General features: G+C 33.7%; 17 protein-coding genes. 11 read left to right on the top strand and 6 right to left on the bottom strand.

The window, feature by feature from the left end; translation table 11 throughout:
• Nucleotides 1–6: 6 nt before the first annotated feature.
• Nucleotides 7–2,703: a putative LPS assembly protein LptD gene (locus BLP44_RS11355; RefSeq protein WP_008468823.1), complete on the bottom strand. Its 2,697-nt coding sequence runs from the start codon at nt 2,701–2,703 to the stop codon at nt 7–9.
• 82 nt (nt 2,704–2,785) lie between these two features.
• Here BLP44_RS11355 and BLP44_RS11350 point away from each other — a divergent pair, with 82 nt between their 5' ends.
• From BLP44_RS11350 to BLP44_RS11320, 7 genes are all read left to right on the top strand, one after another.
• On the top strand, nt 2,786–3,910 hold the full coding sequence (locus BLP44_RS11350) for an N-acetylmuramoyl-L-alanine amidase family protein (protein WP_091133712.1): 1,125 nt from the start codon (nt 2,786–2,788) through the stop codon (nt 3,908–3,910).
• Nucleotides 3,911–3,960: 50 nt separating this feature from the next.
• Nucleotides 3,961–4,926, top strand: coding sequence for an MlaD family protein (locus BLP44_RS11345; RefSeq protein WP_008468826.1), 966 nt, complete (start codon nt 3,961–3,963; stop codon nt 4,924–4,926).
• A 6-nt stretch (nt 4,927–4,932) separates the two neighbouring features.
• Nucleotides 4,933–6,270, top strand: a complete 1,338-nt coding sequence (locus BLP44_RS11340; RefSeq protein WP_091133021.1) for a 4Fe-4S dicluster domain-containing protein — start codon at nt 4,933–4,935, stop codon at nt 6,268–6,270.
• 134 nt (nt 6,271–6,404) lie between these two features.
• Nucleotides 6,405–7,196 (top strand): (Fe-S)-binding protein, encoded by a 792-nt coding sequence (locus BLP44_RS11335; RefSeq protein ID WP_008468829.1) that lies wholly within the window; start codon nt 6,405–6,407, stop codon nt 7,194–7,196.
• Nucleotides 7,197–7,285: 89 nt separating this feature from the next.
• A complete protein-coding gene (locus BLP44_RS11330) occupies nt 7,286–7,768 on the top strand; it encodes an ABC transporter ATPase (RefSeq protein ID WP_066035183.1) in 483 nt (160 codons plus the stop codon).
• Between the two features lie 244 nt (nt 7,769–8,012).
• Entirely contained in the window at nt 8,013–9,158 is a 1,146-nt protein-coding gene (gene bshA / locus BLP44_RS11325) for an N-acetyl-alpha-D-glucosaminyl L-malate synthase BshA (protein ID WP_091133020.1), read from the top strand.
• Nucleotides 9,159–9,172: 14 nt separating this feature from the next.
• Nucleotides 9,173–9,598, top strand: a complete 426-nt coding sequence (locus BLP44_RS11320) for a protease complex subunit PrcB family protein (RefSeq protein ID WP_008468835.1) — start codon at nt 9,173–9,175, stop codon at nt 9,596–9,598.
• A 186-nt stretch (nt 9,599–9,784) separates the two neighbouring features.
• Here the strand turns inward: BLP44_RS11320 and BLP44_RS11315 are convergent, their stop codons facing one another.
• Both BLP44_RS11315 and BLP44_RS11310 read right to left on the bottom strand, forming a co-directional pair.
• The gene (locus tag BLP44_RS11315) at nt 9,785–10,282 is read right to left on the bottom strand and encodes a hypothetical protein (protein ID WP_008468837.1); all 498 of its coding nucleotides are present in this window, start codon (nt 10,280–10,282) and stop codon (nt 9,785–9,787) included.
• 139 nt (nt 10,283–10,421) lie between these two features.
• The gene (locus tag BLP44_RS11310) at nt 10,422–11,243 is read right to left on the bottom strand and encodes a UDP-2,3-diacylglucosamine diphosphatase (RefSeq protein ID WP_008468838.1); all 822 of its coding nucleotides are present in this window, start codon (nt 11,241–11,243) and stop codon (nt 10,422–10,424) included.
• Between the two features lie 188 nt (nt 11,244–11,431).
• Between BLP44_RS11310 and aroC the strand changes: the two genes are divergently transcribed.
• The 3 genes from aroC to BLP44_RS11295 all read left to right on the top strand — a co-directional run bounded on the left by aroC (nt 11,432) and on the right by BLP44_RS11295 (nt 16,114).
• Nucleotides 11,432–12,490, top strand: a complete 1,059-nt coding sequence (gene aroC, locus BLP44_RS11305) for a chorismate synthase (RefSeq protein WP_091133017.1) — start codon at nt 11,432–11,434, stop codon at nt 12,488–12,490.
• Between the two features lie 52 nt (nt 12,491–12,542).
• Complete coding sequence (locus tag BLP44_RS11300) at nt 12,543–13,805, top strand: dicarboxylate/amino acid:cation symporter (protein WP_008468840.1); 1,263 nt, start codon at nt 12,543–12,545, stop codon at nt 13,803–13,805.
• A gap of 125 nt (nt 13,806–13,930) precedes the next feature.
• Entirely contained in the window at nt 13,931–16,114 is a 2,184-nt protein-coding gene (locus BLP44_RS11295; protein WP_008468841.1) for a response regulator, read from the top strand.
• Here the strand turns inward: BLP44_RS11295 and BLP44_RS11290 are convergent.
• Together BLP44_RS11290 and BLP44_RS11285 are read right to left on the bottom strand one after the other, a co-directional pair.
• The gene (locus BLP44_RS11290; protein WP_091133014.1) at nt 16,111–17,358 is read right to left on the bottom strand and encodes a DEAD/DEAH box helicase; all 1,248 of its coding nucleotides are present in this window, start codon (nt 17,356–17,358) and stop codon (nt 16,111–16,113) included. The genes BLP44_RS11295 and BLP44_RS11290 overlap by 4 nt on opposite strands.
• A gap of 134 nt (nt 17,359–17,492) precedes the next feature.
• Nucleotides 17,493–18,530, bottom strand: coding sequence for a formimidoylglutamase (locus BLP44_RS11285; protein WP_091133010.1), 1,038 nt, complete (start codon nt 18,528–18,530; stop codon nt 17,493–17,495).
• A gap of 98 nt (nt 18,531–18,628) precedes the next feature.
• Between BLP44_RS11285 and BLP44_RS11280 the strand changes: the two genes are divergently transcribed.
• Nucleotides 18,629–19,507, top strand: coding sequence for a hypothetical protein (locus BLP44_RS11280; RefSeq protein ID WP_008468844.1), 879 nt, complete (start codon nt 18,629–18,631; stop codon nt 19,505–19,507).
• Nucleotides 19,508–19,662: 155 nt separating this feature from the next.
• Here BLP44_RS11280 and hutI read toward each other — a convergent pair whose 3' ends face one another.
• Nucleotides 19,663–20,901 carry an imidazolonepropionase gene (gene hutI, locus BLP44_RS11275; RefSeq protein ID WP_066034084.1) on the bottom strand — a complete coding sequence of 413 codons (1,239 nt, stop codon included), beginning with the start codon at nt 20,899–20,901 and terminating at the stop codon, nt 19,663–19,665.
• Nucleotides 20,902–20,964 lie beyond the last annotated feature (63 nt).

The raw sequence follows: 20,964 nt of genomic DNA, 5'->3' as shown, positions 1-20,964 counted from the left end.
AGTAGTTTATCTGTTAGAAACGCTGCGTTTGTTCCATTTGATATCGCTAAGCATACCAGATTTAATTCCGATGAAGAAGTTCCAATTAGAATTTGTTCCCAATGGCTGCCAGTTAAAGGCCATTCTCCAGCTTAACAAATCTCTTTCAAAACGGAATTGGGTAAAGGTAACTCCTTTTTGTACAAAATCGTAACCAGTTGAAACCCCAGCTTTCCATTTAGGAGTAAGGTCGGTATTGATAGAAACCATGATAGAGTTTCCGGAAATAGTATTTTCTCGTTTTACGTTTGAATAGGTTAACGAATAGGCAAGCGTCATATCCCACGGAACTTTAGAATTGAAGAATTCTGTTATCACATCTTCTTTTTCAGGTTCATTGGCAAATTGGCTGTTGCGGCTGTCATTTAAATCGGTATTGGTTCCAAATAAATCATCGCTACGTCCACCGTTCCTCTGGCTTTGCGTGTTTTTTTCCTTTCCGGTTCCTTTATTCGAGAATGAGTAGTTTACAGTTACGTTTGCGCTAGTCATTCTAAATAAACTTCCGCCATTGTCAATGTTGAATTTATCAATTTTGTTACCTCCATTATCAATCGCATATGGGTCTAATGTGGCACCAAAATTCATATTCATTTTATTATCAAAAAATTGGGTTCCACCACTTACCAATACAGGCTGCCATCCAAATGTTGTTTTTCCGTCAGCGTTGAAGTTATAGCTCGTGCTGAAGTTTAAGTTGTTCAGCAGCATTATTTTTTTAGGCTCTGTTTTTGTGCTGTCTCGGTCTCTTACTTTTGCCTCAAAAGTATTGCTCAGAGCAAAACCAACAATGTTAGAATTCTCTTTTCCTGGAGCACCGTATAATCCGTTCTCGAATCTTGTGTATTCAGAAGTAATTCTTCCAGAAGCATCTACGGCATATGTGTCGTAATATTTCTCAAAACTTGGCGTATAAGCATACGTTATGCTTGGACGCATGACATGTCGAATAGATTGGATTTTTTTATCAGCTCCAAAATTAAAAGTTCCGTAAATAGTAGTTCCTAAATTGGTGCTGAAATTATAAGTTCTAAAAGCATCAAAACCATTTACGGTCTTATTAATAGTTTGTCCGGCAGTAGGGTCGTAAACTTTTTGGATGGTTTTATTAACCCATGTTTCTTGATAAGTTGTTGAAGCTCCAGCACTAAAATATTTAAAAATTTTAAAATTAGTGCTTAATGGTATAGTCTGTTGTAATCCTAACTGTGCATCATTAAACATTTGAGGTTTGAAAAACAACGAATCTTTTGTTTTGAAATAGTTTTTACCGCTTACGTTATATTGTAAGTTGATGTTTTTAATTAATCCTTTTTTTACCCCATTTTTCCCAACAAATGGATAAATACGATCAATACTTCCCTGCAAAGATGGAAGTGTCATAATAATGTCTTCTGTCTGAGTATTCTGGCTGTGCGTTGCAGATAATGAAATACGTGAACCAGGAATTGTATTAAAAGTTTTATTATATGAAATCGAAGAACTTAAGGTGTTGTTTAAGTTCGATCCAATGTTGGCTTGGTTGATAGATTGTTTGAAGTACTTACTACTACCCATGTTTACAGAAGCAGAGAAAGTAGAATTTGGATTTGATTTGGTGTCCTTAGAATGCGACCACTGAATATTGTAAATGCTTTGTTTTGAGTAATCAGGATAACCGCGCTCGCTGTTGATTAGATTTTCAAAACGAATGTTGACATTTCCTCTATACTTATATCGCTTGGCATACGCAGATTCAAATCGCATGGCGTAACTTCCGTTGGTGTAATAATCGCCAAGTACGGTTAAGTCATAATTATCGCTAAGAGCGAAATAATAACCTCCGTTCTGCAATGAAAAACCTCTCGTGTTAGAATCGTTGTAGCTTGGGATAATAATACCCGAAACGCTCTTTTCCTGACTCATTGGAAAATAAGCGAAAGGCAATGCCAAAGGAGTTGGAACGTCAGCAATTACCATATTGGTCAAACCCGTAATTACTTTTTTTCCTGGTATAAACTTAACTTTACTAGTCTGGAAATAGTATTCAGGATGATCTACATCTGTTGAAGTGGTAAAACGGGCACCTTTTAAAAAGTAAACCGAATCGTTTTCTTTTTTAGTAACTGCAGCCTTAATTTTAAATTCGCCTTGTTCTGTTCGAGAATTGTAAATTAAGGCCTTTTTGGTTTTAAAATTAAATCGGATAGAATCTGGCTGTACTTCGCTGGCTCCCTGTTTGAAATTAGGATATTGCGTTAAAACACCGGCAGAATCTTTAATCCTTCCTGCATAAACTTCATCTTTTTCATAATTAAGTACAATTATACCCGATTTTAATTCTACATCTTTATAGTATAATTCTGCTTCATTGTATAGTGTAATCAGCTTATTTTTCTGGTCAATTTTAGCATAGTCTTTGGCCACATATCTAACTTTTCCGTCCAAAAAAGTCTTTTTTGGTTTAACAGTATCTAGTTTTATGGTGTCTTTAATGGCAACAGATTCTTTATCTGTTTGTTTTACAGCAGGTAAAGGCTTTTTTTTGTTTTTTATTTCTTGCGAATATAAATTACCACAACCTATAGTTAGGAAAAATGATATTAAAACGATATTAAATAAGTTTGTATGCAAAGGTTTAAATGCTATTTTTGTAAAATTATGGCTTGTTTTTTGACACGTCAAACTTACATATAATTTTTTGGCAAAAATAATCAATTCTAAAAATTATAACAGCTGCGTTTTATTAAAATTAACTTTTAGATTTATGAATGGAATTAACAAATTTAAAGTAATATTTGCTTTATTTCTAATGCTATCGTCTTTTTATGCTCATAGTCAGTCAAATGTATTTAAAGTGACACTTGACGCTGGACATGGAGATCATGACTTTGGAGCTGTGTACAGTGGGCGAATCGAAAAAAATATTGCTTTAGCTATTGTTTTGAAAGTGGGGAAGATTTTAGAACTAAATCCAAATGTTAACGTAATTTATACTCGTAAAACGGATGTTTTTGTTGATTTGGTAGAAAGAGCCAATATAGCCAACAGAGCAAATTCAAATATTTTTGTCTCAATTCACTGTAACGCTAATAAAAATACTGCGGCTGATGGAACTGAAACTTACGTAATGGGTTTAAGTAAAGTAGCATCAAACTTAGAGGCTGCAAAAAAAGAGAACTCCGTAATTACATTAGAGAAAGATTACAAACGTAAATACGAAGGCTACGATCCAAATTCTCCAGAATCTATGATTGGTATGACCTTGATGCAAGAAGAATATTTGGATAATAGTATTACTCTGGCTACTAAAATCGAAGAGAACTTTGAAAAATTAGGAAAAAAACTTCGCCATGGAGGTGTGAAACAAGCGCCTTTTATGGTACTTCATAAAGCGTATATGCCTAGAGTTTTGGTTGAAACAGGATTTGTATCTAATCCAACAGAAGGAAATATTCTTAATTCGGAAGAAGGTCAGGATGATATTGCAAGAGCAATTGCGGAAGCTATTTTAAGTTATAAAAGAGAATACTTTGGTTCAGGAACTGAGTCAGAGGATAGTCGGCCCATAAAAGATACTTCAACTAAGGCAAAACCAAAAGCAACCGCTCCAGTTGCCGTGGCAAAAAGTGCTCCAAAAGGAACGTTTTTTAAGGTGCAGCTTATTGCAAGCATCAAAAAAACACCTTTAGAACCTAAAAACTTTAAAGGGCTTAAAAATGTAACGATGATCTACGAAAATAATATTTATAAATATTTCTACGAAGAAACTCCGAGTTATGAAACAGCCCAAAAATATTTGCAAGAAGCTAAAAGTAAAGGGTATGGCGCTGCGTTTTTAGTGGCAACTAAAGATGGCGAAAAAATCAGTATTCAGGACGCGATTAAATAATAAGCGTAAGTTCGAATATTTATATTAATTTTGTACAAACACTTAGAATTTTGAAACTAACAAGAGAAATTAAAACGGCTATTTTAGTCATCGCATCCATTCTACTATTTATCTGGGGATATAGTTTTTTAAAGGGAAGAGACCTTTTTACTAATTATACAATATTATATGCTGAATATGATAATGTTGAAGATTTATCACCATCAGCGCCAGTAACGCTTAACGGACTTGCGATTGGTAAAGTAAATAAAATTACAATTGATGAAGTTACAGGTAAATTATTGGTTGAACTTCAGCTTAAAACAGATTTTCCAATTTCTAAAACAAGTACAGCTTATATTTATTCGCCGAGTTTAATTGGAGGAAAGCAAATTAAAATTGTTCCAAATTTTGCTGATAAAGAATTAGCAGAAGATGGACAAAAATTGGCTTCGAACGTTGAACTGGGGCTAACAGAATCATTAGGAGGAAAAATTGAACCAATTCAGCAAAAGCTTGATAAAATGCTTTTGAATATTGATAATTTGGTTACAGGATTAAATAATACTTTAGACAAAAACACTCAAGAAAATCTAAAGAAAACAATTGCTGAACTAAGTCAGACAATGACACAGTTTCATAAAGCTTCAGGAAGTCTAAACAATATTTTGGATACCAATAAAGGACAGATTAACGGAATGGTAACAAACTTCAATAAAATGTCTGGTAACTTCAATAAAATTTCAGATTCATTAAACAAAGCAGATTTAGGTAAAACCGTTCGTAACTTGAACCAGACTTTAGCTAAAGTAGATGTTTTAATGAGCAATCTGAACTCTGGAAAAGGTACGGCAGGAAAAATACTTAACGACGAGGCTTTATATAACAACCTGACTAAAACTTCAAAAGAACTTGAATTGTTATTGCAAGATCTTCGCCTTTATCCAACTCGTTACGTAAACGTTTCTCTTTTCGGAAAGAAAAATAAACCATACGTGGCACCAACTGAAGAAACAAACTCAACCGATAAAAAATAATTATAAATGAGTTATTTAGATAATATTTTATTCGCAGTACTTCTTATAGCAGGTTTCGGTTTTTTTGCAGCGAGCGTAAAAAAAATCATCCGAAATATTAATCTGGGAGTCGATGTAGATCGAAAAGATAATCCTAAAGCTCGTTGGAAAAACATGGCATTGATTGCTCTTGGGCAGTCAAAAATGGTGAGACGCCCTGTTGCAGGTATCCTTCATATTATAGTATATGCAGGTTTCATTATCATTAATATCGAATTACTCGAAATCATCATTGATGGATTATTTGGAACGCACAGAATTTTTGCTCCTTATTTAGGAGTAGTGTATGATGTTCTAATTGCCTCTTTTGAAATATTAGCAATACTTGTAATTTTTTCTGTTACAGTTTTTTGGCTTAGAAGAAACTTTATCCGATTAAAACGTTTCATACATTCTGATTTAACAGGATTTCCAAAAAGTGATGCAAATTACATTTTGTATTTTGAAACGGTTTTAATGATTTTGTTCTTGTTGATGAATGCTTCAGATTATCATCTGCAAAATGTGCCTGGAGGATATTCTCATTTTCATAAAGCGGGAAGTTACCCAATAAGCCAATTTATAGCGCCGATTTTTAATGGAACTTCCAATGAAGTTGTGGGCCTATTATTTGAAATCTTTTGGTGGTTGCATATTGCTGGTATTTTAGTTTTTATGAACTATTTATACTTTTCAAAACATTTGCACATTCTTTTGGCATTCCCAAATACGTATTTTGCCAATTTGAAACCGGAAGGACAATTTGATAATTTAGCTTCGGTTACTAAAGAAGTAAAATTAATGATGGATCCAAATGCAGATCCGTTTGCGGCTGCTCCAGCTGATGAAAATGCACATCCGGCTAAATTTGGTGCAAGTGATGTTCAGGATTTAAACTGGGTTCAGCTGTTGAATGCTTATACTTGTACAGAATGTGGACGTTGTACTTCTTCTTGTCCAGCAAATCAAACAGGTAAAAAATTGTCTCCTCGTAAAATTATGATGGATACAAGAGATCGTTTGACAGAAGTTGGTAAAAATATCGATGCCAATAAAGGTGTTTTTGTTCCAGACAACAAAACTTTACTAAACGATTATATCACACCAGAAGAATTGTGGGCTTGTACGTCTTGTAATGCTTGTGTTGAAGAATGTCCAGTAAATATCAGTCCGTTGTCTATTATTATGGATATGCGCCGTTATTTGGTTATGGAACAAAGTGCTGCGCCAATGTCATTAAATGCCATGATGACTAATATTGAAAACAATGGCGCGCCATGGCAATACAGCCAACAAGACCGTTTAAATTGGAAAAACGAGAATTAAGATTTATGGTTTAATCGGTTAGTTGTTTAACCGTTTAATCGATTTTAAAATAATATTTCGGGTTTTATAGAATTGTCTTTTTTCTTTGACAATTAAACAATTCATAGATTACCGATTAAACAAAAGTGAGAGAAATGTCAGAAAGTTTAGTAGTGCCAACAATGGCAGAAATGCTTGCCGAAGGAAAACAGCCAGAGGTCTTATTTTGGGTAGGTTGCGCAGGAAGTTTTGATGATAGAGCAAAAAAAATTACTAAAGCGTTTGTACGAATTTTGAACCGTACGAATGTTTCTTTTGCGGTTTTAGGTACAGAAGAGAGTTGTACTGGCGATCCTGCAAAGAGAGCCGGAAATGAATTTTTGTTTCAAATGCAGGCCATGATGAATATCGAGGTTTTGAATGCTTATGAAGCAAAAAAAATTGTTACAGCTTGTCCGCACTGTTTTAATACTTTAAAAAATGAATATCCTGAATTAGGTGGAAACTATGAAGTTATCCATCATACAGAATTTTTGAAGTCATTAATTGATGATGGGAGATTGACTGTAGAAGGCGGGCAGTTTAAAGGGAAAAAAATTACTTTCCACGATCCTTGTTATTTAGGAAGAGCAAATAAAGTTTACGAAGCGCCAAGAGATTTAATTCAGAAATTAGACGTTGAATTAGTCGAAATGAAGCGTTCTAAAGCAAACGGATTATGCTGTGGAGCAGGAGGGGCGCAAATGTTTAAAGATGCTGAACCTGGAAACAAAGAAGTAAATGTTCTTCGTACAGAAGATGCTTTGGAAACTCAGCCTGATATTATCGCGGCAGGCTGTCCGTTTTGCAATACTATGTTGACAGACGGAATTAAGAATAAAGAAAAAGAAGGCCAAGTTAAAGTTCTGGACATCGCTGAATTAATTGCAAACGCACAGGATTTGTAATCTGAGGTTCTAAGTTACAAATGTGCTAAGGTTCTAAGTTTTTAACTTGAAACTTGGAACAAAACAAACAAAATAAACAAAATTTAAAAATGTATATACCTTTCGAAAATTTACCAGGTGAATCTAGAGTTTGGATTTACCAATCTAACAGAAAATTTTCTGAGGAAGAGTTTTCTGAAATAGAAGCAGATTTAAAAGCTTTTGTTGATCAGTGGGCTGCACATGGCACAAGTTTAGAAGCTTCTTATTTATTAAAATACAACCGATTTATTATATTGGCTGTAAATCAAGAAGTTCAAGCTGCTACGGGATGTTCTATAGATAGTTCTGTTGAGTTTATTCAAAGTTTAGAAAAAAAGTATGACGTTGATTTATTAGATAAAATGAATGTTACTTTTAAGCTTGGAGAACATATTGCACATAAACCATTAATTGATTTCAAGAAAATGGTTAAAGATAAAGCGGTAACAGCAAATACAATTGTATTTAATAATTTGGTTACCAATATTGAAGAATTTAATGAAGCTTGGGAAGTTCCTGCAGCCGACAGCTGGCATAGCAGGTTTTTCTAAGAAAAATATTAAAATATTAAAAAGGCATAAAATTTATATTTTGTGCCTTTTTTTATGGTTTCAGGATTCAAGTTTCAAGTTTGAAGCCTAATAGGTTTTTAAAACTTGTTAGGTTTGTCTGAAATATTGCAATTTTTAGAAATATTTATCAACTAGAATTAATCTAATTTTGTCAAAAATCTAACAATTTAAACGGTTAATTAGACGCTATTTTTGAGTATTTTCGTAGAATTAAATTTAATCCATGAAAATAGCAATAGTCTGTTATCCTACTTTTGGAGGTAGTGGTGTGGTAGCCACAGAGTTAGGTCTCGAATTAGCCAGAAGAGGACACGAAATACATTTTATTACATATAGTCAGCCAGTAAGATTGGCGCTTTTAAATCCTAATGTTCATTACCATGAGGTAAATGTTCCAGAATATCCTTTGTTTCACTATCAGCCGTACGAATTAGCGCTATCGAGTAAATTGGTGGATATGGTGAAATTGTACAAAATAGAGCTTCTGCATGTCCACTATGCTATTCCTCATGCTTATGCGGGTTATATGGCAAAGCAAATGCTGAAAAATGAAGGAATTAATCTTCCGATGATTACAACACTTCACGGAACAGATATTACGCTTGTCGGAAACCATCCTTTTTATAAACCTGCGGTAACATTTAGTATCAATAAATCTGATTATGTGACTTCGGTTTCGCAGAGTTTGAAAGATGATACTTTGAAGTTGTTCAAGATTAAAAACAAAATAAAAGTTATTCCTAACTTTATTGAGTTGGACAAAGTAAAGAAAGACCCGAATGCGCCTTGCCATCGTTATGTAATGGCTAATGAAAATGAGCGCATTATTACGCATATCAGTAACTTTAGAAAAGTAAAACGTATTCCAGACATCATTAAGATTTTCTACAATGTTCAGAAAGAAATTCCATCTAAATTGATGATGGTTGGTGACGGACCTGAAAAAGAAAAAGCAGAAATATTATGTCAGGAATTAGGGATTTTAGATAAAGTAATTTTCTTTGGGAATAGTCATGAGATTGATAAAATCTTATGCATGACCGATTTGTTTTTACTGCCTTCAGAAACTGAAAGTTTTGGTTTGGCAGCCTTAGAAGCAATGGCATGTGGAGTTCCAGTAATTTCGAGTAATTCTGGTGGTCTGCCTGAAGTGAATTATGATGGTTTTTCTGGCTACTTGAGCAATGTTGGAAATGTTGAAGAAATGGCGCAAAATGCATTGAAGATTTTAAAAGATGATGCTGTTTTAAGTCAATTTAAAGCAAACGCATTAGAAGTAGCAAGAAAATTTGATATTAAAAACATATTGCCTAAATATGAAGCTTTATATCAGAAAGCAGTTGATGATTATAAGTTGGAGAAACACTAATTTAAAAGGATAAAATGAAAAAAGTAATTTCTGTTTTAGCGGTTTTTGTTTTGATTTCGTGTGGAGTGAAGAAGGTTGAAAGTTCAAACGCATCGCTGTATGAGGTTTTGACAAAACAATCTGATGGCGGTGGAAATATTAAATTTTTTGAAATTTTAACCGAGCCAAATGAAATCAAAATGCTTGAAAACGATCCGAATTTAGCACATAAAATGAAAGATCCAGATGTTCAAGAATATAATTACGTGATTCTTAACATGGGTGAGAAAAACACTAGCGGTTATACAATCGATGTTGAAAAGGTTGAAGAAACCGATAAAAACATCATTATAACAGTAAAAGAAAACAGTCCTGCAAAAGACGCCATGACTATGCAGGTGATTTCATATCCTTATACGGTTGTAAAAATCCATTCTAAGAAAGAAATTATTATTAAATAAAATTATATAAAGACTGGACTTCGATTCCGCTCAGCCTGGATATCGATTGTTTTTAGGAAACGATTCCAAAGTTTGTCAGGCCGAGCGGAATCGAAGCCCTTTTTTAAATTTCTTTTGAAACCCATAAAAAAAGCCTGTCGCTTTTAAACGACAGGCTTCTTCTTACAATTATTTTTTAGTTTTATTTTAGAATCTAAATTTGACACCTAAGCCAACGTCAAATCCAAAATTGTCATCGTCGTAATATCCAGAACCAATTTCTGGTCTTGCGTCTAATGATAAAGTAAGTGGTACCTCTTTAAATCTATATTCTATACCGATATCTCCAGCAGCAAAAACATATGTTCCGCTATCATTGTATCTGTAATTATTGTTGTAATAATCATGATCCCAAGCAGCTAGTCCTCCACCGACACCAGCATACCAGTTAAAACCTCCGTCGATGTTCCAAACCCATTGGTATAGAGCGACTCCTTTTATTGCGTCTACATCTCTGCTGTTTCTCCATCCTAAATCAAATTCAAGTCTGTTTTTTTGATTCAATCCTAGTTGGTATGATATTTCTCCCCCAAATCCGTTATTGTCACCCAGACGTAATCCTAAAGCGTGTTTCGAAATTTCTTGTGATTGAGCCGTAAATGCTAAACCAAGAAGCATAATGGCAGATAATAGTATCTTTTTCATAAAAATGGTAAATTAATTTTTTTCAAATGTATTATTACAGTCAGATATAAAACGTATAACATTTTTGAAAATTGTTACATAATTTACATTTTTAAGATTTTGACGTGTTAAAATTCTTAAAAAACTGTTTCTGAGATGTTTATTTTAGGATTATGGATGAAATTAGCTGAGAAGTGATCAGGTCTTCCATTTCTAAAAGATTTTCTTCTTCTGCAAAATTGCTGGCCTTATAAGAATATAATTTCCATCGTTTTTTATGATATTCTAAAGCAGTTAAATTTTCTACCCAATCACCTGAATTTAAATATAAAGTAGAACCGTGTTTGTTTTCTTTCGTCATGATTTTTGGTTCATGAATGTGCCCGCAAATGACATAATCGTAGTTTTTTTCTATAGCCAGATCGGTTGCAGTGGTTTCAAAATCTGAAATAAATTTTACCGCTTTCTTAACGCTTGCTTTTATTTTTTTAGAAAAAGAATACGGTTCGCGTCCTAATTTTGCCAGACACCAGTTCGCAAAACGATTCATTAAAATTAAATAATCGTAACCCAGTCCGCCCAATTTTGCAATCCATTTGGAGTGCTGAACAGAAGCGTCAAAAACGTCTCCATGGAAAATCCAGGCCTTTTTATCATCTAATTCTAAAACCAATTTATCGACTAGAGCAAAATTTCCCATATTCATATCGCTGAATTTTCGAAGTATTTCATCGTGATTTCCAGTAATATAATACACTTTTGTTCCTTTAGAAGCCATTCCGATAATGCGCTGAATAACTCGCAAGTGTGCTTTTGGAAAATAAGATTTACGAAATTGCCAAGCATCGATTATATCGCCGTTTAAAACTAAAGTTTTGGGCTTAATGCTTGAAAGATAATTGTTTAGTTCTTTTGCGTGACTTCCGTAAGTTCCTAAATGGACATCAGAAAGAATGACCAATTCGACATTTCTTTTTTTCAATTTTTCTTGATTTGAAGTTTTACAAATGAAAGAAAGTTTGTGAAATCTGACTTTATTAAAAGGTTATTAAAAAGAGGATAATTTTACCAAATTGTGATTTTTATTCCATTTAATGTTTCGTTAATAATACCAGTTTTAAATTTTTTAATTTAATTCATAAAACTTACATTTGCTCAAAACAAAACACAATGGCAGGAAACAGCTTCGGCACACTATATAAAGTTACTACATTTGGAGAATCTCACGGTGAAGCGTTAGGCGGAATTATCGACGGATGCCCTCCAGGAATACAATTAGATTTTGAAGCAATTGAAGTAGATATGGCTCGCAGAAAGCCAGGTCAGTCAGCAATTGTTACACAAAGAAAAGAACCAGATAGCGTTCAGTTCTTATCAGGAATATTTGAAGGAAAAACAACAGGAACTCCAATTGGTTTCATTATTCCAAATACCAATCAAAAATCAGACGATTACTCGCATATAAAAGATAACTACAGACCAAGCCACGCCGACTATGTTTACGATCAGAAATATGGTTTTCGCGATTATCGAGGTGGAGGTAGAAGTTCTGCTAGAGAAACAGCAAGTAGGGTAGTAGCGGGCGCAATTGCAAAACAAATGTTGCCTGAAATTAAAATCAATGCTTATGTTTCTTCTGTTGGACCAATTCATTTAGATACACCTTATCAGGAATTGGATTTTTCTAAAATTGAAAGCAATCCAGTGCGTTGCCCAGATGAGAAATCTGCAGCGATTATGGAAGAATATATTCGCGATATCCGCAAACAAGGAGATACTGTCGGAGGTGTTGTAACTTGTGTAATTCAGAATGTTCCGGTTGGTTTAGGAGAGCCAGTGTTTGATAAACTTCATGCAGAATTAGGAAAAGCAATGCTTTCTATTAATGCTGTAAAAGGTTTTGAATACGGAAGCGGTTTCTCTGGTTCTGAAATGAAAGGAAGTGAGCATAATGATTTATATAACCCAGACGGAACCACAAAAACAAATCTTTCAGGAGGAATTCAAGGCGGTATAAGCAACGGAATGGATATTTATTTCAGAGTGGCTTTTAAACCTGTTGCAACTATTATGCAGACTCAAGATTCTTTAGATAATAAAGGTAACATTACACCCATGACAGGAAAAGGACGTCATGATCCGTGTGTAGTGCCTCGCGCAGTGCCTATCGTAGAAGCGATGGCAGCAATTGTTTTGGCAGATTTCTATTTAATCAACAAAACATATTAATAAAAGGTAAGACAGTGAGGGTCTTATATTTTAATAATCAAAAAATAATTTAATGCAAGAAGTTACAGAAACTAAAAAAACATCATTTCTTTCGGGATTAACAGGGCAAATTATAATTGCAATGGTTCTAGGAGCCATTTTAGGAATTATATTGCACAATACCATTTCGCCAGAAGCAGCACAGGCATTTAGCAGTAAAATAAAAATGCTGGCAACCATCTTCATTCGTTTGGTGCAAATGATTATTTCCCCATTGGTTTTTACGACTTTGGTGGTTGGAATTGCAAAATTGGGAGATATCAAAACTGTGGGAAGAATTGGAGGAAAAGCTATTGGATGGTTTTTTACAGCTTCATTTATTTCGCTTCTAATTGGATTGTTTTATGTCAATATTTTACAGCCAGGTGTTGGTCTAAAATTAGATCACGTTGACATGGCAGCAGCTTCAGAAGTTACTGGCAAAACGCAAAATCTGTCTTTTGATAATTTCGTTGAGCATATAGTGCCAAAAAGTATTGTCGAAGCAATGGCAACTAATGAGATTCTACAGATTGTAGTTTTCTCAATCTTCTTCGGATTGGCAGCCGCTTCTCTTGGAGATACTGTTAAACCAATTATTGGTGCTTTCGATAAATTATCGCACATTGTTTTGAAAATGGTAAACTATGTAATGAAGTTTGCGCCAATTGGAGTTTTTGGAGCTATTGCAGGTGTGTTTGCCATACGAGATGCAGAAGAATTGGTGATTACTTACTTCAAATTTTTCGGTTCTTTCTTAATTGGAATCAGTACTTTATGGATTATTTTAATTGCCATAGGATATATTTTCCTTAAAGGAAGAATGACTGAATTGTTAAGACGTATTACAGGACCTTTGGCAATTGCTTTTGGAACAACAAGCAGTGAAGCTGTATTTCCAAAATTAACAGAAGAATTGGAAGGCTTTGGAGTAAAAGATAAAATTGTTTCTTTTATGTTGCCGCTTGGATATTCGTTTAATCTAGACGGAAGCATGATGTATATGACCTTTGCAAGTATTTTTATTGCTCAATTCTACAATGTGCATTTAGATTTAGGAACGCAAATGGCAATGCTTTTAGTTTTAATGCTTACCAGTAAAGGTATTGCAGGTGTACCAAGAGCAAGCTTAGTTGTCGTTGCAGCAACTTGCGGTATGTTTGATATTCCAATTGAAGGAATCGCATTAATTCTTCCAATTGACCATTTCTGCGATATGTTTAGAAGTGCTACGAACGTGCTAGGAAATGCATTGGCTACTTCTGTTGTTGGGCAATGGGAGAGCAATAAAGAATAATAATAGTACTGAGATTTTAATTTTTTTATCTTAGTTATCGATATAATATTTGACAAGCTGTATTTTTTTATGAAATACAGCTTTTTTTTATTTTAAAGTGTATATTTGATCAAATTAGCCGATTAATGCCCCACAAACGGATTCTTTTTCTTTTATTTTTAATTCTGAATTGCTTTGCCAATTCGGCAATCGGGCAATCTAATTGTAACCTCGATCCTAAAATTGATAAGACTGTAAAGAAAGCGCTTTTGAATTTTAGAGAATCTAATTTTGAAAAATCACTTATCTATTCGAGAGCTGCTTTAAATGCGGCGACAGCAGTAAAAGATTATTGTCTCATTGCTCGTTCGTATAATATTATTGCTGCGAATTACAACGAGCTGACGGAGTTTGATAAAGCTATTTTTTTCTATAAAAAAGGACTGTACTATGCCAATAAAACCAGCAATGATACTTTAAAATGCAATCTCTATAATAATTTAGGGAATATGTACTGCTTTGAAAAAAAGCAGTTTGATGAAGGAATTCGGTACTATAAAAAAGCGGTCGCCTATGCTTTGAAAATTAATGATCTAAAAGAAGTTTATTTTACCAATGTAAATATCGCGTGGGCTTATTTTGATATAGGAAATTATAAACAGGGAAATCTTTTTTTAAAGTATGTTAACAGCACTAAAATAAAATATAATGACGGTTCAACAGAAGTTATTGTTGATATGCTCAATGGTATTTATTCTAGCCATATAAATGATAATAAGGCCGCAAATGCTTATTTTTTAAGTGCTATTGAAACAGGAAAAAAATGCCAGGAGAAAACAGATCTGGCAAATGCTTATTTAGAATATTCGCATTTTTTAAATAAAATCAACAAGCACAAAGAAGCATATGATGCACTGGTTAACCATTATAAAGTTTCGGATAAGGTATATGATGTTAAGAAGCTTAAAAAGGCATCTCAGGCCGGTTTAAGTCTTGAATTGGATGAGTATAAGAGGCAAATTGATAAAGTTGAAGGCGAAAAAGTAGAGCAGTCTCAAAGTTTAAGGAAATCAAAAATTATTGTGATTCTTTTTATTTTGATTTCTCTCATTCTTTTAATTTTAATTGTCACACTTATAAAGAATATCCGGTATAAGAAGAAACACAATTTGGAGCTTCTTAAAGCAAAAGAAATCGCAGAAGAAGCTTCTTTGCTCAAAACACAATTTATATCGACTATAAGCCACGAATTACGTACGCCACTTTATGGTGTGGTCGGAATTACCAACATGCTGCTCGAAGAACATAAAGAAATTTCGAGAAGCCAGCATTTAAGTTCTCTAAAATTTTCTGCCAGATATTTATTGTCTCTAGTAAATGATATTTTGCAGATTAATAAAATTGAAGAAAACAAAATTGTACTTGAAAACCTGACTTTTAATATTTCAGACGAAATTACGGTAATCAAAAACTCTCTTTCTTTCCTTTCGCAGAAAAATAATAATAGAATTTCTACCAATATTGACTCAAATATTCCGGAATATTTGATTGGTGATAAACTTCGTCTTGCTCAGATTTTAATGAATTTGGTAAGTAATGCATTGAAATTTACTAAAGATGGACAAGTTGAAATTAACGTAAAGCTAAATAAAGTAGAAGGAAAGTTGTATTATTTAGATTTCTTAATTAAAGATAACGGAATCGGAATCGCAGTTGCAGATCAGAATAAGATTTTTGAAAAATTTGTCCAAGTTGGCAGACGAGATGAAGATTATCAAGGTACTGGTTTAGGGCTTAGTATTGTAAAAAGATTGCTAGGGCTTTTTGGAAGTACGATTACATTGGATAGTGATCTCGGAAAAGGAACTGCATTTTCGTTTACAATTGCATTCGAACATGATTTAGCGAAAACGAAAAGCATTATTGATGAAATTGAAGTTGATCTTACTTCAAGCGAAATTTATAAAATTTTAGTTGTCGAAGATAATTTGATCAATCAGCTTGTTACGAAAAAGATTATCGAAAAAAATAATTATTCCTGCAAAGTGGTTGACGATGGTTTTGCGGCGCTTAAAATTTTAGAAAACGAAACCTTTGATTTGATTTTGATGGATATCAATATGCCTTTAATGAACGGATTTGAAACTACTAAAAGGATACGTCTTCTCGGCATAGAAACTCCAATTGTGGCCTTAACTGCTTTCGATAAAGACGAGATTACAGATGAGGCGATTTCGTCTGGAATGAATGATATAATCATTAAACCTTTTGAACCGGTTAAATTATTTAAAATAATCAATTTCCTTATAAACGAAAAAAACGCTGTTTAATACCAGCGTTTTTTATTTTTCTTGGAGTTATTCGATTTTCTCGATTTATGAGCGCCTCCGCTTCTGTTTGAGTTTTTAGGTTTTTCCCCAGCTTCTGGACTTCCAGAATGCCATTGATAAGGATGATCTGCAATTGTTTTTACGTCCACTTTGATTAATTTCTGAATATCTTTCCAATAAGGAAGCTCATCTTTTCCGCAGAAAGAAATCGCAATTCCACCATTACCGGCACGACCTGTACGGCCAATACGGTGAACGTAAGTTTCAGGAATATTCGGTAAATCAAAATTGATTACATATGGCAATTGTTCAATGTCAATTCCTCGCGCCGCAATATCCGTTGCAACCAATACGCCAACTTCTTTGTTTTTGAAAGCATCTAAAACACGTTGTCTAGCGTTTTGTGATTTATCTCCGTGAATGGCTTCTGCAGGAATATCTTTCTTACGAAGTGCTTTCACAACATTATCAGCCCCATGTTTTGTTCTCGAAAAAACAAGAACGTTTGATAAATTTTCCTCTTTAATCAAGCTATATAATAAGTTTCTTTTTTCTGTTTTATCAACAAAATAAATACGCTGTTCTACATTTTCAGCTGTTGATGAAACGGGCGAAACTTCAACTTTTGCTGGATCTTGAAGAAACATTTCAGCAAGCTCACGAATCGCAATTGGCATTGTTGCAGAGAAAAGTAAAGTCTGTCTGTTTTTTGGAGTTAATTTAACGATCTTTTTCACATCGTTTATAAAACCCATATCCAGCATCTGATCGGCTTCATCCAGCACTAAAGTATGTAGATGATTCAAATCAAGAAAACCTTGTTTATGTAAGTCAAGCAGTCTCCCTGGAGTGGCTATTAGAATATCGACTCCTTTTTTTAAGGTTTCAACCTGTGGATTTTGCGAAACACCTCCAAAAATTGTTAATTGTGTTAGATTGGTATATTTGCCATAAGTGTCAAAACTTTCTCCAATTTGCACAGCAAGCTCACGAGTTGGCGTAACAACTAGCGCACGAATTTGTTTTGCTTTTTTTGATGAGCCAACAATTCGATGTAATTGATGTATGATTGGAATGGCAAATGCCGCCGTTTTTCCTGTTCCTGTCTGCGCACAGCCAATTAAATCTCTTCCAGATAAAACAACCGGAATAGATTGTTCCTGAATCGGAGTGGGATTTAAATAGCCTTCTTCAAATACGGCTTTTTGTATACTTTTTGAAAGTGATAGATCTTCGAATAACATATCTTAGTGATTAACTATTTTAGCTTTAATTCTAAAATGCCGTGCAAAGATAGGTTTATTCAGTCAATCGTTTGTTTGAATTAGCTTTTATTTGGCAAAACCAATTTGTTTTGAATTTAGAACTTACTTTTAAATCAGTCTTTTTCGATATTGGCTTTAATGAAATCGGTCACTAAATAACCAATTAATTTGCCAATTAAATTATTGTTTGGAGAATTGTCTAAATCTGGTGCACCTTCGCAAATATGAAGATAAGTGGCGTTTTTATGTTCGCCGAAGAAAGAAACAAATTGTCTCAATTCTTCCACAGAAAAACCACTGATTGTCATAGCACTGCTGGCGATGTTTGGAATTGCATCAAGGTCGATTTCAATTCCAAAAGAATCATTTTTAATAAAATCCAAAGCTGTAATCATCTCACGATTAAAATCTTTTTCTTTTCTGATGTTGACGCTGTCGTAAGTATTGTATCGAACGCGGTCTTCTAGTTTTTTTATAATATCTAGAACGCTTTTTGAAGTGTAATTTTCATGAAGCCCAAAAATGAAATATTTCTTTAAAAAACCTTCTTCATAAGCGTATGAAAATCCATTTCCGCTGTGACGGCCTTCTAAAATCCTAAAATCAGAATGTGCATCAAAATTAATTGCGTTTACTGGTTTTCCTTTCGCAAGAGCGGCGCCTTTAATATTTCCGTAAGCATTGTTATGGCCTCCGCCAATAATAATTGGAGTTTTTCCGGCTTTGATAATAGTAAAAATGATATGAGAAACTTCTTTGTCTATTTTTTCAACTAGCTGACTTAATTTTGAACGATCATCTATATCATTAAAATCAAGGTTTTCTACTTCGCGCATTTCATTTGCAACATTGATTTGCCCTAAAACAATAATGTTACTTCCTTTACAAAACCTATTATGCTGAATGTTTGCAATGCTTTTTATGGCAGATTGCCATGCCGATGCAGCTCCAGGTCTTCCATAATTGGCACGCACGCCAATATCTTCAGGAATTCCTAAAAGAACATATTTTGCTTCACTTTCTTTGAGAAAAGTAATTTTGTCAGCTCCTGGCGGAATGACAATCATCTTTTCTCCGAACTTTAATTCACCACTTCTATGATTTGTGACTTTTGCTAAATCATTTATAGTGAAAGGGATTAATTTTTCCATGAAAAAAATTTATTTTCCAAAAATAATATAATTGTAGAAACTTACGTTATTACCTTATATTAATTCTTAAATTTGTTATTAAAGAAAATTATTTAAATATGGAAAACCCAAAGAACAACAATTCAAGTCTAAAGGCGGTAATCGCAGTTTTAGCAGTCCTACTGATCGGTAGTTTAGTGTATATTTTTAAATTATCTTCTGATACAGAAGTAGTTAAAACGGAGCTTACAACAACTTTGACAGAAAAAGAATCTGTAATGAAAGATTTACAGGAGTTAAAAGCGACTTATGATGCTGCAATTGCTGAAAATACTTCGATGTCTGACGAATTAATCCAAGAAAGAGACAAAGTAGTGGCTTTAATGGATGATTTGAACAAGTCTAAAGGAGATGTTTCTAAATACAGATCTCAAGTTCAAGCAATGCAAAGCAAAATGAAAACTTTAGTTGCTGAAAACGATGAGTTGAAAAAACAAAATGGTGTTTTAACTACTCAAAGAGATAGTACTATTGTAGTTTTAGGAGAATCTAAAAAATATAATGAAGTATTAGTGGGTCAAAACGAAGAACTAGCTAAAACTGTTGAAAAAGGTTCTAAATTATCTGTATTGAATACTAAAACTTCAGCTTACAAATTGAAAAGCTCAGGTAAACAAATTGAAACAGATAAAGCAAGCCGTGCTGACGTTTTAAAAGTTAGTTTTACAATTGCTGAAAACCAAATTGCTAAATCTGGTGACAAAACGTATTATGTTCAAGTTATTGATGCTAAAAACAATGTTTTAGGCGAGAAAAAAACAGAAAGTTTTGGAGATAACTCATTAACTTACAGCTTTAAGACTACAGTAAAGTATGAAAATAAAACTGTACAAGTTAGCGAAGATCTTCCAGGAAAAGATTTTGCAAAAGGAACTTATTTTATCAATATTTTTGATAATGATGAGTTAGTTTCTAAAACTAGTTTCAGTTTAAGATAATTCGCAGAAGGGAATATAAAATACCACTAAGATATTAAAGGTCTGTGATTTCACAGACCTTTTTTTATGTATGAAATTTGAATTTTATTGTTGTTTGAAAAACGATACGTTATCCGTTGTTGAAACCACTGGCAATATTTAAATCGTTGAAATGATTATTCTAAAATTTTTCCTTCTACAAAAACAGATTCAATAAGATTGCTTCCAAAAGCGTAAGGAATTTGGTAGTAAGAGGAAATTGGTTTTGTCAGGATTAAATTGGCTTTTTTGCCTTTTGTAATACTTCCGTGAGTTTCAGAGAGTCCCATGGCATATGCGCCGTTTATGGTTGCGGCATTGATGGCTTCTTCTGGCGTCATTTTCATTTTGATGCAGGCCGTTGCTACAACAAAATTCATATTTCCTGATGGGGTAGAACCAGGATTAAAATCTGTAGCCAATGCTAAAGGCAAGCCCGCTTTAATCATTTCGCGTGCTGGCGTATATGGAATGCTTAAAAAGTAAGAACACGAAGGCAGAGCTACAGGCATTGTTTCTGTTCCTTTTAAAGCTTCAATATCTTCTGGATTCATAATTTCTAAATGATCGACAGAAAGTGCATTAAATTTAACTCCAGCCTGAATTCCGCCAATAGAGTTGAATTGGTTTACGTGAATTTTTGGTTTTAAGCCAAAGGCCAAACCTGCTTCCATAATTTTTTCGGTTTCTTCTACTGAGAAATAACCGCTTTCGCAGAAAACATCTACATAATCTGCTAATTTATTTTTAGAGATTTCGGGAAGCATCTCGTTTATAATTTCGTCCAAATAACCTGCTTTATCGTCTTTGTAATGTAAAGGAAATGCATGTGCGCCTAGAAATGTAGCTTTTATGGCAATAGGATAGTTTTCGGCCAGTTTTTTAATTACTCGAAGCATTTTTAATTCTCCATCAACCGTCAAACCATAACCTGATTTAATTTCGACGGCTCCAGTTCCTAAATGCATTACTTCTTCTAAACGAATTTTAGACTGTTCATAAATCTCTTCTTCGGAAGTTTCGTTTAGTTTTTTAGCTGAATTTAAAATTCCGCCGCCGCGATTGGCGATTTCTTCATAAGAAAGTCCATTAATGCGATCTACAAATTCCTGCTCACGATTTCCTGCGTAAACAATATGAGTATGGCTGTCACACCAAGATGGGAGCACAACTCTTCCTGTTGCATCTATTGTTTTGTCGGCATTTATTTTTGGAAGATTATCCATTGAGCCGAAATCTTTAATGAGATTGTCTTTTAAGACTAAAAAAGCATTTTTAATTGTTGGAAGATTAGCCATTTCAGAACCTGAAACTTTAGCAATAGAAGTTTCGCGAACCTGAAGTAACTCTTGTATGTTTGTAATTAAAGTGATCATTAATATAAATTGTTATAAAACACAAATTTCACAAATTTCCACGGATTAATGTGTGAAAACTTG

The organism is Flavobacterium anhuiense (assembly GCF_900101855.1).
Taxonomy (GTDB): Bacteria; Bacteroidota; Bacteroidia; order Flavobacteriales; family Flavobacteriaceae; genus Flavobacterium; species Flavobacterium anhuiense.
This window is presented reverse-complemented; position numbering and strand designations above follow the sequence as displayed.

Excerpts from the sequence above, each read along its gene's own strand:
- BLP44_RS11330 (WP_066035183.1), top strand. The coding sequence starts at position 7,286 with ATGTATATACCTTTCGAAAATTTACCAGGTGAATCTAGAGTTTGGATT.
- BLP44_RS11315 (WP_008468837.1), bottom strand. The coding sequence starts at position 10,282 with ATGAAAAAGATACTATTATCTGCCATTATGCTTCTTGGTTTAGCATTT.
- BLP44_RS11300 (WP_008468840.1), top strand. The coding sequence starts at position 12,543 with ATGCAAGAAGTTACAGAAACTAAAAAAACATCATTTCTTTCGGGATTA.
- BLP44_RS11295 (WP_008468841.1), top strand. The coding sequence starts at position 13,931 with ATGCCCCACAAACGGATTCTTTTTCTTTTATTTTTAATTCTGAATTGC.
- BLP44_RS11285 (WP_091133010.1), bottom strand. The coding sequence starts at position 18,530 with ATGGAAAAATTAATCCCTTTCACTATAAATGATTTAGCAAAAGTCACA.
- BLP44_RS11320 (WP_008468835.1), top strand. The coding sequence starts at position 9,173 with ATGAAAAAAGTAATTTCTGTTTTAGCGGTTTTTGTTTTGATTTCGTGT.
- BLP44_RS11280 (WP_008468844.1), top strand. The coding sequence starts at position 18,629 with ATGGAAAACCCAAAGAACAACAATTCAAGTCTAAAGGCGGTAATCGCA.
- BLP44_RS11340 (WP_091133021.1), top strand. The coding sequence starts at position 4,933 with ATGAGTTATTTAGATAATATTTTATTCGCAGTACTTCTTATAGCAGGT.
- BLP44_RS11335 (WP_008468829.1), top strand. The coding sequence starts at position 6,405 with ATGTCAGAAAGTTTAGTAGTGCCAACAATGGCAGAAATGCTTGCCGAA.
- bshA (WP_091133020.1), top strand. The coding sequence starts at position 8,013 with ATGAAAATAGCAATAGTCTGTTATCCTACTTTTGGAGGTAGTGGTGTG.
- BLP44_RS11350 (WP_091133712.1), top strand. The coding sequence starts at position 2,786 with ATGAATGGAATTAACAAATTTAAAGTAATATTTGCTTTATTTCTAATG.
- aroC (WP_091133017.1), top strand. The coding sequence starts at position 11,432 with ATGGCAGGAAACAGCTTCGGCACACTATATAAAGTTACTACATTTGGA.
- BLP44_RS11290 (WP_091133014.1), bottom strand. The coding sequence starts at position 17,358 with ATGTTATTCGAAGATCTATCACTTTCAAAAAGTATACAAAAAGCCGTA.
- hutI (WP_066034084.1), bottom strand. The coding sequence starts at position 20,901 with ATGATCACTTTAATTACAAACATACAAGAGTTACTTCAGGTTCGCGAA.